The following is a 1,039-nucleotide window of genomic DNA, read 5'->3' as shown; positions in this document are numbered from 1 at the left end:
AGACGATAGTTACCGGATAAGGCGCAGCGGTCGGGCTGAACGGGGGGTTCGTGCACACAGCCCAGCTTGGAGCGAACGACCTACACCGAACTGAGATACCTACAGCGTGAGCTATGAGAAAGCGCCACGCTTCCCGAAGGGAGAAAGGCGGACAGGTATCCGGTAAGCGGCAGGGTCGGAACAGGAGAGCGCACGAGGGAGCTTCCAGGGGGAAACGCCTGGTATCTTTATAGTCCTGTCGGGTTTCGCCACCTCTGACTTGAGCGTCGATTTTTGTGATGCTCGTCAGGGGGGCGGAGCCTATGGAAAAACGCCAGCAACGCGGCCTTTTTACGGTTCCTGGCCTTTTGCTGGCCTTTTGCTCACATGTTCTTTCCTGCGTTATCCCCTGATTCTGTGGATAACCGTATTACCGCCTTTGAGTGAGCTGATACCGCTCGCCGCAGCCGAACGACCGAGCGCAGCGAGTCAGTGAGCGAGGAAGCGGAAGAGCGCCTGATGCGGTATTTTCTCCTTACGCATCTGTGCGGTATTTCACACCGCAATGGTGCACTCTCAGTACAATCTGCTCTGATGCCGCATAGTTAAGCCAGTATACACTCCGCTATCGCTACGTGACTGGGTCATGGCTGCGCCCCGACACCCGCCAACACCCGCTGACGCGCCCTGACGGGCTTGTCTGCTCCCGGCATCCGCTTACAGACAAGCTGTGACCGTCTCCGGGAGCTGCATGTGTCAGAGGTTTTCACCGTCATCACCGAAACGCGCGAGGCAGCTGCGGTAAAGCTCATCAGCGTGGTCGTGAAGCGATTCACAGATGTCTGCCTGTTCATCCGCGTCCAGCTCGTTGAGTTTCTCCAGAAGCGTTAATGTCTGGCTTCTGATAAAGCGGGCCATGTTAAGGGCGGTTTTTTCCTGTTTGGTCACTGATGCCTCCGTGTAAGGGGGATTTCTGTTCATGGGGGTAATGATACCGATGAAACGAGAGAGGATGCTCACGATACGGGTTACTGATGATGAACATGCCCGGTTACTGGAA

Annotated in this window: 1 protein-coding gene and 1 pseudogene; one reads left to right on the top strand and one right to left on the bottom strand. The window is 56.0% G+C overall.

Translation table 11 applies throughout. The features are described from left to right. Positions 1 to 735 precede the first annotated feature (735 nt). Positions 736 to 927 carry a Rop family plasmid primer RNA-binding protein gene (locus tag SB754_RS19125; protein WP_000165985.1) on the bottom strand — a complete coding sequence of 64 codons (192 nt, stop codon included), beginning with the start codon at positions 925 to 927 and terminating at the stop codon, positions 736 to 738. A 31-nt stretch (positions 928 to 958) separates the two neighbouring features. On the opposite strand from SB754_RS19125, the pseudogene SB754_RS19120 reads away from it, so the two are divergent. Beyond that, positions 959 to 1,039: pseudogene (locus SB754_RS19120) on the top strand (plasmid mobilization relaxosome protein MobC); the annotation flags it as partial.

It is taken from the genome of Leifsonia sp. SIMBA_070, from assembly GCF_046534635.1.
In the GTDB taxonomy this organism is placed as follows: domain Bacteria; phylum Actinomycetota; class Actinomycetes; order Actinomycetales; family Microbacteriaceae; genus Leifsonia.
The sequence above is the reverse complement of the archived record's forward strand: the minus strand, read 5'-3'. Positions and strand labels throughout refer to the sequence as shown.